This is a genomic window from Leclercia sp. G3L (assembly GCF_021117075.1).
Lineage (GTDB): Bacteria > Pseudomonadota > Gammaproteobacteria > Enterobacterales > Enterobacteriaceae > Enterobacter > Enterobacter adecarboxylatus_C.
Genome location: NZ_CP088265.1, coordinates 4,345,889 through 4,358,098, shown reverse-complemented (window position 1 = coordinate 4,358,098; position 12,210 = coordinate 4,345,889). Strand labels below are relative to the sequence as shown.

The following is a 12,210-nucleotide window of genomic DNA, read 5'->3' as shown; positions in this document are numbered from 1 at the left end:
TTTATATGCATCATTATCTACAGATTAACGGCCAGCGGCTTATCGATTCTCTGTTCGCTCTCGGCGAGTTCGGCGCGCTGGAGGGTGGGGGTGTCTGTCGCCTCGCGGCCACCGCAGAGGACAAAGCGGGCAGAGATTTTGTTGTCGCCAGAATGAAGGCCCTGGGGCTGGATATCAGTGTTGATGCGATCGGTAACGTTACCGGCGTGTATGCCGGGGAAGAGGCGCTGCCCATGGTCATGATGGGTTCGCATATTGATACCGTCGGCACCGGTGGCCTGTATGACGGCAACTATGGCGTCATGGCCGGGCTTGAGGTGATTGCCACGCTGCAGGAGGCGGGGCTCCGTGCCAGGCGTCCGCTGGCAGTCACCTTCTTTACCAATGAAGAGGGGGTGCGCTTCCAGCCCGATATGATGGGCAGCGTGGTGTTTGCCGGAGAATATCCGCTGGAGGCAGCGCTGGCGGCGAAAGATCGCGAGGGCATTACCCTTGACGAGGCGCTGCGGGCGATTGGTTACAGGGGCGAACGCAGGCCTGGCGATATGTCGGTGGATAGCTACGTCGAACTGCATATTGAGCAAGGGCCAATCCTCGACAAAGAGGGAACCGATATCGGTGTGGTTACCGGGGTGCAGGGGATCTCATGGCAGGAACTTACCCTGACGGGCGTCTCCAATCACGCCGGTACGACGCCGATGTCTATGCGTCACGATGCCGGTCTGGCGGCAGCAAAAATCGCCGTCTTTGCCCGTGAACTGGCGCTGAACCTCGGCGGCGATCAGGTCGCCACGGTGGGGCACATTAGCGTCAAACCCAATCTGATTAACGTCATTCCCAACCAGGTCGTGATGTCGGTGGATCTACGCAATACCGATAACGCGATCTTAAAACTGGCCGAACAGCAGCTGGCGGACTTTATCGCCACAACGGCCCAGGACGAAGGGGTAAAAATTACCAGCCGTTCGCTGGTGCGTTTTAATCCGGTTATTTTTGCCGATGATATCGTCAACGCCGTGGAAGACGAGGCGAAGCGTCAGGGCCTGAGCGCACGACGGCTGCCGAGCGGCGCAGGCCACGATGCGCAGTTTATGGCCTCGGTGTGTCCGGCCGGGATGATCTTCGTCCCCTGCGTCGACGGCATCAGTCATAACGTCAACGAACATAGCGATCCCAAAGACCTGATTGCCGGTGCCAACGTGCTGCTGCAGGTGGTTTTACAGCGCGCCCAGCGCCCGGCTTAACCTTAACTGGAGATTATGATGAATCAGGAACAGCTCAAACAGCAGCTTACCGCATGGCGTCACCATCTGCATGCCAACCCGGAAAGCGCCTTTGAAGAGGTAAAAACCGCGCAGTTTATTGCGGAAAAACTCCAGAGCATGGGGATTGAGGTGCATCGTGACATTGGCAAAACCGGGCTGGTTGGGGTCCTGAAATGCGGGGAAGGTCAGGGCGTCATCGCGATCCGCGCCGACATCGACGCCATTCAACTGACGGAAAAGGGCGAGATGTCTTATCGCTCGGACACGCCGGAACGCATGCACGGCTGCGGTCACGACGGTCATACCTGTATTGCGCTGGGGGCGGCGCAGCTGCTGTTACAGCGGCAGAATTTCAACGGCACCGTCTGCTTTGTCTTCCAGCCAGCCGAGGAGCCGGGTTACGGTGCGAAGGCGATGATGGCGGACGGGGTTATCGAGCGCTTTGGCATTGAAGAGATTTATGGCCTGCACAATATGCCGAGCATGAAGGCCGGAACGATAGCCACCCGGGTTGGCGGCATTATGGCCAGCGAAGATAACTTTATTATTCGTATTACCGGCCAGGGGGCGCATGCCGCGCGACCGCACATGGCCAAAGATCCGCTGGTGATTGCGGCGGAGATTATTCTGGCCCTGCAAACCATTGTCTCGCGCAACGTCGATCCCAACGTCCCGGCAGTGATCTCCTGTACGGAGCTGCACACAGACGGCATCCGCAATGCCATTCCGACCCATGTCGAAATCAAAGGCGATACCCGCAGCGATTCCCCGGAGGTGCAGGCCCTGCTCGAGGAACGGATGCGCACCATCAGCGAAGCGATTTGCGCCATGCACGGGGCGCAGTGCGAATTTATTTACACCCATGAGTTCGCACCGACCGTGAACTGGCAGCAGTGTGTGGATGTGGCCGTGAACGCGGCGGTAAACGTGGTGGGCGCGGAGCGGGTGGAGGGCAACGTCGCGCCGATGATGATCTCCGAAGATTTCGGCGCTTTCCTGCAGCAGGTGCCCGGCTGCTTTGTCTTTTTAGGCAATGGCGATGCGTCGGACCCGCAGGGCAATACGCCGCTGCACAATGCCTGCTACGACTTCAACGATGAGATTTTACTGACCGGCGCGGAGTATTTTGCGGAGATCGTCAGAACCCGTCTGCCGCTGTAGAACAAGGAAATACAAAAGGGTCCCTGCAGGGGCCCTTTTTAGCGAAAATCAACTGGCTATTTTAATTTGCGGCAGGTCGAACGCTTTGCGCAGCGCCCGCACGAAGGCTTTGTCATGGCAGATGGTTTTACCCGGGCTGTCGGAGAGTTTTGCTACCGGCTTGCCGTTACATTCCACCAGTTTAATGACGATATTCAGCGGTTTTACCTGAGGAATATCGCAGGTCAAACGGGTGCCGATGCCAAAGCCCAGATTGATGCGTGAGGAGAAGTGGCGGTACAAGCCTACCGCTTTTGGCAGGTCGAGGTTATCGGAGAAGACCAGCACTTTGCTCATCGGGTCGATGCCCAGCTTCTGATAATGGGCAATGGCTTTCTCACCCCACTCCTGCGGATCGCCGGAGTCGTGGCGCAGCCCCTGATAGGCGGTGGCGAACTCAGGGCCGAAATCGCGCAGGAACGCGTCCATGGTAATACAGTCGGTTAAGGCGATGCCGAGCTGGTTCGGGTATTCCTCAAGCCAGGCCGCCAGCGCCGCACGCTGGCTGGTCGCCAGTTCCGGGCTGATCTGCTGATGCGCCTGGAACCACTCATGCGCCTGGGTGCCCATTGGCGTCAGGTTGAGACGGCGGGCCAGATCGTAATTGCTGGTGCCGACAAACCACGGCTCCTGCTGCAACCGCTCAACGATGGCCTGCTGCACCTCGCGGGAGAAACGGCGGCGGGTGCCAAAATCCATCAGCCGGAAACGCGACATATCCAACGATTCGGTAAGCCTGGCAAAATCAACCAGCTTGTGTTCCAGGTTGGCCAGCGCCTGCTCAACGCCGGCCTCCGGGGAGCGGAAGCGGTGCACCAGCTCGCTGATCACCGCCAGCAGCGGCACTTCCCACATGATCACTTCCCGCCACGGGCCTTCAAGGCGAATATGCAGCTTGCCGTTATCATTGCTGATCTGGACCTGGGTCGGGTCATAGCGGAAATTCCGCAGCCACTGCAGATAGTCTTCTTTAAAGAAAGGCAGGCCGGAAAGCCACTGGAATTCATCATCTTGCAGACGAAGATGCTGCATAGCGTCGACTTGCTCACGAATGGCATCAGCATAGATCCCAAGCAAATCATCACCACGGCAGCGGAACTCCGCCGCGACCTGTACGTCGTGGTAGTGGTGAAAAACGGCTTGCTGCATATGCAGTTTATACGCGTCGGTATCCAGCAGCGTATGCAGAACAGGTGAAGCGAATCGAGTCATAGGCGCGCAATAGCATCCTCTCACGGGAGCGTTTAGTACAATAAACAACTATTGAAACCGCTGGAGTATACCCTGTTTAGCGATTTATTGAACCCCGATCACACCATAAGCCTGGTTCAGGGTCGAGTGCATTTCGTGCCGCGTGTTATACAAATGTAGCAAATAGCGTGTTTGTAACTGAAAAGATGAACATTCTGCATAGCGCGATTTACACAACAGGAATAGACTGACTCGTTATTCGACAAACGATGCAAAAGGTTTTCTATGACACAACAGCCTCAAGCCAAATACCGCCACGACTACCGTGCGCCGGATTACCTGATTAGCGATATCGATCTGACTTTTGACCTGGATGCCACAAAAACCGTTGTCACGGCGGTAAGCCAGGTGACCCGCCATAACGCCACGGCGGTGCCGCTGCGTCTTGATGGCGAAGATCTGACCCTGGTGTCGGTGCACGTCAACGACACCGCATGGCCCGACTATAAAGAAGAAAACAACCAGCTGGTGCTCGACAACCTGCCGGAGCGTTTTACCTTACGCATCGTCAACGAAATCAGCCCGGCGTCCAACACCGCGCTGGAGGGGCTATACCAGTCGGGTGTCGCCCTCTGTACCCAGTGCGAAGCCGAAGGCTTCCGCCACATTACCTGGTATCTCGACCGCCCGGATGTGCTGGCCCGCTTCACCACCAAAATCATTGCTGATAAAGCTACCTATCCGTTCCTGCTCTCCAACGGCAACCGCGTCGGTGAAGGCGAGCTGGAAAATGGCCGTCACTGGGTACAGTGGCAGGATCCGTTCCCAAAACCGTGCTACCTGTTTGCGCTGGTGGCGGGCGATTTTGACGTTCTGCGCGACACCTTCACCACCCGTTCTGGCCGTGAAGTGGCGCTGGAGCTGTTTGTCGACCGCGGCAACCTCGATCGCGCTCCGTGGGCGATGACCTCGCTTATCAACTCCATGAAGTGGGACGAAGAGCGATTCGGCCTCGAGTATGACCTCGACATCTATATGATTGTCGCCGTCGACTTCTTTAATATGGGCGCGATGGAGAACAAAGGCCTCAACGTCTTTAACTCTAAGTACGTGCTGGCGCGGACCGATACCGCCACCGATAAAGACTACCTCGATATCGAGCGCGTCATCGGCCACGAATATTTCCATAACTGGACCGGTAACCGCGTCACCTGCCGCGACTGGTTCCAGCTGAGCCTGAAAGAGGGTTTAACCGTCTTCCGCGATCAGGAGTTCAGCTCTGACCTCGGCTCACGCGCGGTTAACCGCATCAACAACGTGCGCACCATGCGCGGCCTGCAGTTTGCCGAAGACGCCAGCCCGATGGCGCACCCGATCCGCCCGGACAAAGTGATCGAGATGAACAACTTCTACACCCTGACGGTGTATGAGAAGGGTTCCGAAATCATCCGCATGATCCACACTCTGCTGGGCGAAGTGAATTTCCAGAAAGGGATGCAGCTCTACTTCGAGCGCCATGACGGCAGCGCCGCCACCTGCGACGACTTCGTGCAGGCGATGGAAGATGCCTCTAATATCGATCTGTCCCACTTCCGCCGCTGGTACAGCCAGGCCGGTACGCCGATTGTGACCGTCAAAGACGATTACAACCCGGAAACCGAGCAGTACACCCTGACCATCAGCCAGCGCACGCCGCCGACGGCCGAGCAGGAAGAGAAGCACCCGCTGCATATTCCGTTTGCCATCGAGCTGTACGATAACGAAGGCAAAGCGATCCCGCTGCAAAAGGGCGGTCATCCGGTGCATAACGTGCTGAACGTGACCCAGGCCGAACAGACCTTCGTCTTTGATAACGTCTACTTCCAGCCGGTGCCTGCGCTGCTGTGCGAATTCTCCGCGCCGGTTAAGCTGGAGTACAAGTGGAGCGATCAGCAGCTGACCTTCCTGATGCGTCACGCGCGCAACGACTTCTCCCGCTGGGATGCCGCGCAGAGCCTGCTGGCAACCTACATCAAGCTGAACGTCAATCGTCATCAACAGGGCCAGCCGCTGTCTCTGCCGGTCCATGTTGCGGATGCCTTCCGCGCCATTCTGCTGGATGAGAAGATTGATCCGGCGCTGGCGGCTGAAATTCTGACCCTGCCGTCCGCGACTGAAATCGCCGAGCTGTTCGAGATTATTGACCCGATTGCGATTGTGGCCGTGCGCGAAGCCCTGACCCGTACCCTGGCGACCGAGCTGGCGGATGAGTTCCTCGCCATCTACAACCATCACAAGCTGGATGCATACCGCGTGGAGCATGCTGATATTGGCAAGCGCGCGCTGCGTAACACCTGCCTGCGCTATCTGGCGTTTGGCGAAACAGCGCTCGCTAACGAACTGGTCAGCCAGCAGTATCATACTGCCGACAACATGACCGACGCTCTTGCCGCGCTGGCCGCAAGCGTTGCCGCGGAACTGCCGTGCCGTGATGCCCTGATGCAGGAGTATGACGACAAATGGCATCAGGATGGTCTGGTGATGGACAAGTGGTTCATTCTGCAGTCCACCAGCCCGGCCGCTGACGTGGTGAACAAGGTGCGCAGCCTGCTTCAGCACCGCTCATTCACCCTGAGCAACCCGAACCGCGTCCGTTCCCTGATTGGCGCCTTCGCCAGCAGCAACCCGGCCGCCTTCCATGCGGAAGATGGCAGCGGCTACCAGTTTATGGTGGAGATGCTGACGGAGCTTAACAGCCGTAACCCGCAGGTGGCGTCGCGTCTGATTGAGCCGCTGATCCGTCTGAAACGCTATGATGCAGAGCGTCAGGCGAAGATGCGTGCGGCGCTGGAGCAGCTGAAAGGGCTGGAGAATCTCTCTGGCGATCTGTACGAGAAGATCAGTAAGGCGCTGGCCTGATAGAAAGTTGGGGCCGGTTTTGTAGGCCGGGTAAGGCGAAGCCCGCCACCCGGCAATGCTGTGCGGCCTGATGCCCGGTGGCGCTACGCTTACCGGGCCTATGGTTATGTTTTGTAGGCCGGGTAAGGCGAAGCCGCCACCCGGCATTTTTATCCGTGCTTTCTGACAGACACCTCATTTGCGCCACGCTTCATCACCCGATCCAGCACCTCCGCTTCCAGCTCCGCCAGCCGCACTGAACCCACCCGGCGAGGGCGTGGAAGGTCCACCGTCAGATCCAGCCCTATCTTGCCATCCTCAATCAGCAATACCCGATCGGCCATCGCGACGGCTTCACTCACGTCATGCGTCACCAGCAGCACCGTAAAGCCGTGCTCCTGCCATAGCGAAACGATCAGGTCTTGCATCTCGATCCGCGTCAGCGCATCCAGCGCCCCCAGCGGTTCATCCAGCAGCAGCAGCCCAGGGCGATGGATCAGCGCCCTGGCCAGCGCCACGCGCTGTTTTTGTCCGCCGGAGAGGGCGGCAGGCCACTCACCCGCGCGATTGTCCAGCCCGACGGCGGCCAGAGCTTGTAGCGCCTGCGCTTTCCAGTTGCCTTGCAGCCCCAGACCGACGTTATCAATCACCGTTTTCCACGGCAGCAGACGCGCGTCCTGAAACATCATTCGGGTGTCTTCCTGGATCTGCGCCAGCGGGGTATTGCCGGCCAGCAGTTCACCGTCGTTTGGCGCTTCAAGCCCGGCCAGCAGGCGCAGCAGGGTACTTTTACCGCCACCGCTGCGGCCCACCACCGCCACAAATTGTCCGGCGGGAATGTGCAGGTCCAGGCCGTAGAGAATGGTGTTTTCGCCGTAGCGTTTGGTCACGCCGTTAAGCAGCAGCGGCGTCCCCTGATTTAAGCGAGCCGTATTCATGCGTGTGCCTCCTTAATCACGTAGGCCGGGTTCCAGCGCAGCCAGCGGCGTTCAAGCCACTGGGCGCTGACATCTGCCAGTTTGCCGAGCAGGGCGTAAAGAACAATGGCCACTACCACTACGTCGGTCTGCAGGAATTCTCGGGCGTTCATCGCCAGGTAGCCGATACCGGAGTTAGCAGAGATGGTCTCCGCTACGATCAGCGTCAGCCACATCAGGCCGAGGGCGAAGCGCACGCCGACCATGATCGAGGGCAGGGCGCCCGGCAGGATCACATGGATGAACAGGGTGAAGCCGGACAAACCGTAGCTGCGCGCCATCTCCACCAGCCCGCGGTCGATATTACGAATGCCGTGCCAGGTGTTGATGTAGATCGGGAACAGGGTGCCAAGGGCGACGAGAAAAATCTTCGCCGTCTCGTCGATACCAAACCACAGGATCACCAACGGGATCAGCGCCAGGTGCGGCACGTTGCGCAGCATCTGGATGGAGGTGTCCAGCAGACGCTCGCCCCAGCGGGACAGACCGCTGATCAGTCCCAGCGTCAGGCCAATCGACCCGCCGATGGAGAAACCAATCACCGCGCGCCAGGAGCTGATCGCCAGATGCTGCCACAGCTCACCGCTGGCGCTCAGGGACCAGAAGGCCTCCACCACGCCCTCCGGGGAGGGCAGAATGCGGCTCGACAGCCAAACCACGGAGGATGCCAGCTGCCAGATCAGGACAATACCTACAGGGAGCAGCCAGGGTGCAATGCGCAGCAGCCATTTTCGGGAAGGTTTAGCCATGCGTTCTCCTTAGCTCTGGGCGACTTTACGCGGGATAAATTCGTTGGCGACCGCCTCACCCTGCTGCGACAGGGGCTGCGGCTGCGGGATCTGCGGAATGGCGACATCCAGATGCGGGAACAGCAGCTCGCCTACCTTGTACGCCTCTTCCAGATGCGGATAACCGGACAGAATAAAGCTGTCGATACCGAGGTCGGCGTATTCATTAATTCGCGCCGCCACGGTCGGGCCATCCCCAACTAACGCCGTACCCGCGCCGCCGCGCACCAGCCCCACGCCCGCCCACAGGTTCGGGCTGATCTCCAGATTTTCTCGCTTGCCGTTGTGCAGGGAGGCCATCCGGTGCTGCCCGACGGAATCGGTGCGGGCAAAGGCGGCCTGGGCTTTCTCAATGGTGGCATCGTCGAGATGGGCGATCAGGCGGTCGGCGGCCTGCCACGCCTCTTCAGTGGTTTCGCGCACAATCACATGCAGGCGGATCCCGAAGCGCACCTTACGACCGTGAGCCGCGGCTTTGGCGCGCACCTGTTCGATCTTCTCTTTGACCAGCTCCGGCGGCTCGCCCCAGGTGAGATAGAGATCCACCTGCTCGGCGGCCAGATCCTGAGCGACGTCCGATGAACCGCCAAAATAGAGCGGTGGACGCGGCTGCTGGATCGGCGGGAAGAAGAGTTTGGCATCACGAACATGAATATGTTTGCCCTCGAAGGTCACATTTTCCCCCTCCAGCAGACGACGCCAGACGTGGGTGAACTCAGCGGAGGCTTCGTAACGCTCGGTGTGATCCAGGAAGACGCCGTCTCCCGCCAGCTCCTGCGGATCGCTGCCGGTCACCAGGTTAAACAGCGCGCGTCCGTTCGACAGGCGGTCGAGGGTGGCGGCCTGGCGGGCGGCTACCGTCGGAGAGGTCACGCTCGGGCGCAGGGCCACCAGGAACTTCAGGCGCTGGGTCACCGGGATCATCGACGCCGCCACCAGCCATGCATCCTCACAGGAGCGTCCGGTCGGGATCAGCACCCCGGTAAAGCCAATCCGATCTGCGGCCTGGGCGATCTGCTGGAGATAAGCATGATCCACCGGGCGTGCGCCCTCGTCGGTACCCAGATAATGACCATCACCGTGGGTAGGTAAAAACCAGAACAGATTCAGACTCATGATTTAGCTCCTTTTTGCGCTGTGGGTTGCCAGATACGGTCGCGAATATCGATTTTTTTCGGCACCAGGCGATTGTCATAGAAGAGGTCAGCGGTTTGCTGCTGCAACACGGCGGTACTGGCATCTACCGGTTTGATAACGGTTGGCGGGCGGTGGTCAAGGTAGGTAGCAATGACCGGCTCCGGGAGGCCCATCGTTTTTGCCAGCAGGGCAATACTGGCCTGACGCTGGCTCTGGGTGAGGGCATCCGCTTCGCTAAAGGTATTCAGTACGCCCTGAACAAATTCACCGTTTTTCTCCGCATAAGGGCGAGCGGCAAGGTAGAAGGAGCCGGTCTGTTTCAGGGTTTCGCCGTCTTTCAGCACCTTCACGCCACCCTGCAGCAGGGCCGCGGAGTAGTAGGGATCCCAGATTGCCCAGGCATCGACGTTGTTCTGCTGGAAGGCGGCGCGGGCATCCGCCGGGGACAGATAAACCGGCTGAATATCTTTAAAGGTCAGACCCGCCTGCTGCAGGGCGCGCAATAAAAGATTGTGCGAGCTGGAACCTTTCTGGAAAGCCACTTTATGGCCTTTAAGATCCGCCACGGTTTTAATCGGGCTGTTTTCAGGTACCAGGATCACTTCGGCTTTCGGTTTTGGCGGCTCCACGCCGACGTAGACCAGGTCCGCGCCGGCGGCCTGAGCAAAAATCGGCGGGATATCGCCGGTGCTGCCGAGGTCGATACTGCCGACGTTCAACGCCTCCAGCATCTGCGGGCCTGCCGGGAACTCCACCCAGGAGAATTTGGTGTCCGGGTAGCGTTTTTCCAGCAGCTGATGGCTTTTCGCCAGCACCATGCTGACGCTGCCTTTCTGGTAGCCTATACGCAGGCTCTCGGGGGCGGGATCGGCGGCGTGGGCCAGGCCAGAGAGGGCCACCAGACCCGCCAGGCTCAGGCGTGCAAGGGTTTTAAACATGGGCGACTCCTTTCTGAAGACCGAAGGCGGGAACCTGAACGTCACGGCGATGCAGCGCCTGCCAGAAAGTCTCCAGCGCGCTGTCGAGGCGGGTTTGCAGGTTCGGGGTAAAGTGCGGCTTGTGCTGGTAGTCGATCACCTGCGAGTCATCGGCAAACACGCCGTGCAGGATCTCCTGGGCCTTCAGGGCGCTGAGCACCGGCTTCAGGGCATAATCCACCGCCAGCAGATGAGCGACGGTGCCGCCGGTCGCCAGCGGCAGCACAATTTTGCCCTCCAGGGCGCGCTCCGGCAGCAGATCGAGCAGGGTTTTCAGAGCGCCGGAAAATGAGGCTTTATACACCGGGGTGGCGACGATCAGCCCGTCGGCATCCTTAAGCTGCTCGTTCAGGGTCTTCAGCGCCGGGCTATCGAAGCGGGCATAGAGAAGATCTTCCGGGGCGAAGTTATGCAGATTCCAGTGGAACACTTCCACATCCAGAGAAGTCAGTTGCTCCCGGGCATACTCCAGCAGCGCGCTGGAGCGGGAAGGGAATCGCGGACTGCCGGCCAACGTAATGACGCGCATAGATGCTCCTTATAACCAATTATTTGCTTTTATCTAACATTGATAACATTTGTTGGCAGTGTGGCATCGCTGACTTATTCCACTAAATGATTTATCCGCAAGATAAATGCCAAAAAATGAATAAAGGAGGGGTGAAAAGTAAACGATTGCGTCTGGTGAGGTTTTTTTTGCCGCAGGTCAATTCCCTTTCCCGCTGCGATCGCTGATAATTCGGCCCCGGTTTGCACACCGGGAATCCAGGAGAGTTCATGTACTACCCCTTCGTTCGTAAAGCCCTTTTCCAGCTCGACCCTGAGCGCGCTCATGAATTTACATTCCAGCAATTACGCCGTATTACGGGAACCCCGCTTGAAGCGCTGGTGCGCCAGCGAGTGATGGAGAAGCCGGTCACCTGCATGGGATTAACCTTTAAAAACCCGCTGGGTCTGGCGGCAGGACTGGATAAAAATGGTGAGTGCATTGATGCACTGGGTGCGATGGGCTTTGGCTCCATCGAGATTGGCACCGTCACGCCACGCCCGCAGCCGGGTAATGACAAGCCGCGCCTGTTCCGACTGGTTGAGGCCGAAGGGCTGATCAACCGCATGGGCTTTAATAACCTCGGCGTCGATCATCTGGTTGAGAACGTAAAGAAAGCCCATTTCGATGGCGTTCTGGGCATTAATATCGGCAAAAATAAAGACACGCCGGTCGAGCAGGGCAAAGATGACTACCTGATTTGTATGGAAAAAGTCTACGCCTATGCCGGGTATATTGCGGTGAATATCTCTTCACCGAACACCCCGGGCCTGCGTACGCTGCAATATGGTGAAGCCCTCGACGATTTATTACTCGCCATTAAAAATAAGCAAAATGAACTCCAGGCGACGCACCATAAATATGTCCCGGTGGCCGTTAAAATCGCCCCGGATCTGACTGAAGAAGAGCTGGTACAGGTCGCCGACAGTTTAGTTCGCCATAATATTGATGGTGTTATCGCCACCAATACCACCCTCGATCGCTCGCTGGTTCAGGGGATGAAATATTGCGATGAAATGGGTGGCCTGAGCGGGCGTCCGGTGCAGTTAAAAAGCACTGAAATTATTCGCCGTCTGTCGCAGGAATTAAAGGGTCGCCTACCGATTATTGGGGTGGGCGGTATTGATTCGGTCATGGCCGCGCGCGAGAAAATGGCGGCTGGCGCTTCGCTGGTGCAGATATATTCAGGCTTTATTTTCAAAGGCCCGCCGCTGATTAAAGAAATCGTTAATCATATCTAATCTTTTAGCA

General features: G+C 58.3%; 9 protein-coding genes and 1 pseudogene. 4 read left to right on the top strand and 6 right to left on the bottom strand.

What is annotated here, in order from left to right:
- Window positions 1–5: 5 nt before the first annotated feature.
- A complete protein-coding gene (locus LRS40_RS22450; protein ID WP_231312731.1) occupies window positions 6–1,244 on the top strand; it encodes a Zn-dependent hydrolase in 1,239 nt (412 codons plus the stop codon).
- A gap of 18 nt (window positions 1,245–1,262) precedes the next feature.
- Entirely contained in the window at window positions 1,263–2,426 is a 1,164-nt protein-coding gene (locus tag LRS40_RS22445) for a M20 aminoacylase family protein (RefSeq protein ID WP_231313929.1), read from the top strand.
- Window positions 2,427–2,474: 48 nt separating this feature from the next.
- On the opposite strand, the gene pncB is transcribed toward LRS40_RS22445, so the two are convergent.
- The gene (gene pncB / locus LRS40_RS22440) at window positions 2,475–3,677 is read right to left on the bottom strand and encodes a nicotinate phosphoribosyltransferase (RefSeq protein WP_231312730.1); all 1,203 of its coding nucleotides are present in this window, start codon (window positions 3,675–3,677) and stop codon (window positions 2,475–2,477) included.
- A 264-nt stretch (window positions 3,678–3,941) separates the two neighbouring features.
- Here pncB and pepN point away from each other — a divergent pair, with 264 nt between their 5' ends.
- Complete coding sequence (pepN, locus tag LRS40_RS22435; protein WP_231312729.1) at window positions 3,942–6,554, top strand: aminopeptidase N; 2,613 nt, start codon at window positions 3,942–3,944, stop codon at window positions 6,552–6,554.
- A 149-nt stretch (window positions 6,555–6,703) separates the two neighbouring features.
- Here pepN and ssuB read toward each other — a convergent pair whose 3' ends face one another.
- The 5 genes and pseudogenes from ssuB to ssuE form a co-directional block, all read right to left on the bottom strand.
- A complete protein-coding gene (gene ssuB, locus LRS40_RS22430; protein ID WP_231312728.1) occupies window positions 6,704–7,471 on the bottom strand; it encodes an aliphatic sulfonates ABC transporter ATP-binding protein in 768 nt (255 codons plus the stop codon).
- Window positions 7,468–8,259, bottom strand: coding sequence for an aliphatic sulfonate ABC transporter permease SsuC (gene ssuC / locus LRS40_RS22425; RefSeq protein WP_231312727.1), 792 nt, complete (start codon window positions 8,257–8,259; stop codon window positions 7,468–7,470). Before ssuC ends, ssuB begins: the two co-directional genes overlap by 4 nt.
- A gap of 9 nt (window positions 8,260–8,268) precedes the next feature.
- Complete coding sequence (gene ssuD / locus LRS40_RS22420; RefSeq protein WP_142488943.1) at window positions 8,269–9,414, bottom strand: FMNH2-dependent alkanesulfonate monooxygenase; 1,146 nt, start codon at window positions 9,412–9,414, stop codon at window positions 8,269–8,271.
- Window positions 9,374–10,373, bottom strand: a pseudogene (locus tag LRS40_RS22415) (sulfonate ABC transporter substrate-binding protein). Before LRS40_RS22415 ends, ssuD begins: the two are co-directional and overlap by 41 nt.
- Window positions 10,366–10,941 carry an NADPH-dependent FMN reductase gene (gene ssuE / locus LRS40_RS22410; RefSeq protein WP_059308351.1) on the bottom strand — a complete coding sequence of 192 codons (576 nt, stop codon included), beginning with the start codon at window positions 10,939–10,941 and terminating at the stop codon, window positions 10,366–10,368. The pseudogene LRS40_RS22415 and the gene ssuE overlap by 8 nt, the downstream one beginning before the upstream one ends.
- A 248-nt stretch (window positions 10,942–11,189) precedes the next feature.
- Here ssuE and pyrD point away from each other — a divergent pair, with 248 nt between their 5' ends.
- Window positions 11,190–12,200, top strand: a complete 1,011-nt coding sequence (gene pyrD, locus LRS40_RS22405) for a quinone-dependent dihydroorotate dehydrogenase (protein WP_156263354.1) — start codon at window positions 11,190–11,192, stop codon at window positions 12,198–12,200.
- Window positions 12,201–12,210: the final 10 nt, after the last annotated feature.

Bases quoted from the DNA above. Each gene is read 5' to 3' on its own strand.
- LRS40_RS22450 (WP_231312731.1), top strand. From the start codon at position 6: ATGCATCATTATCTACAGATTAACGGCCAGCGGCTTATCGATTCTCTG.
- pyrD (WP_156263354.1), top strand. From the start codon at position 11,190: ATGTACTACCCCTTCGTTCGTAAAGCCCTTTTCCAGCTCGACCCTGAG.
- ssuD (WP_142488943.1), bottom strand. From the start codon at position 9,414: ATGAGTCTGAATCTGTTCTGGTTTTTACCTACCCACGGTGATGGTCAT.
- ssuC (WP_231312727.1), bottom strand. From the start codon at position 8,259: ATGGCTAAACCTTCCCGAAAATGGCTGCTGCGCATTGCACCCTGGCTG.
- pncB (WP_231312730.1), bottom strand. From the start codon at position 3,677: ATGACTCGATTCGCTTCACCTGTTCTGCATACGCTGCTGGATACCGAC.
- ssuE (WP_059308351.1), bottom strand. From the start codon at position 10,941: ATGCGCGTCATTACGTTGGCCGGCAGTCCGCGATTCCCTTCCCGCTCC.
- pepN (WP_231312729.1), top strand. From the start codon at position 3,942: ATGACACAACAGCCTCAAGCCAAATACCGCCACGACTACCGTGCGCCG.
- ssuB (WP_231312728.1), bottom strand. From the start codon at position 7,471: ATGAATACGGCTCGCTTAAATCAGGGGACGCCGCTGCTGCTTAACGGC.
- LRS40_RS22445 (WP_231313929.1), top strand. From the start codon at position 1,263: ATGAATCAGGAACAGCTCAAACAGCAGCTTACCGCATGGCGTCACCAT.